Origin of the sequence: Hymenobacter amundsenii, from assembly GCF_002204745.1 — a bacterium.
In the GTDB taxonomy this organism is placed as follows: domain Bacteria; phylum Bacteroidota; class Bacteroidia; order Cytophagales; family Hymenobacteraceae; genus Hymenobacter; species Hymenobacter amundsenii.
Genome location: NZ_NIRR01000128.1, coordinates 1 through 273 on the forward strand (window position 1 = coordinate 1; position 273 = coordinate 273).

1 protein-coding gene is annotated in these 273 nt (G+C 52.4%); it reads right to left on the reverse strand.

The window, feature by feature from the left end:
* Nucleotides 1–38: 38 nt before the first annotated feature.
* On the reverse strand, nucleotides 39–273 hold a 235-nt coding region (locus CDA63_RS21155; protein ID WP_206780475.1), incomplete at its 5' end, for a hypothetical protein.

The window sequence follows — 273 nt, forward strand, 5'->3', positions numbered from 1 at the left end:
GCGAAAGGCCATAGATAAACGGGGGCAAACCCGTGCGACTAGACATCGGGCAATGAAGATGCGAAGTAATACAGATTACCGGTAAATAGGTATACCAGGTTTTTGGTCGGATGGCTAACGGCTCCGCCCGTGAGGGACAAACCAACAGGTGCCAACCTTGTTATTCTGCGCTCCCCACCGTTTTTGTGAACATATGAATCATTTCCAGTCACTTCCCGCAATAAGGGCAGGTTGAGGCCTCCCTCCGAAACGCGTCCGGCATGGTGTGTTGCC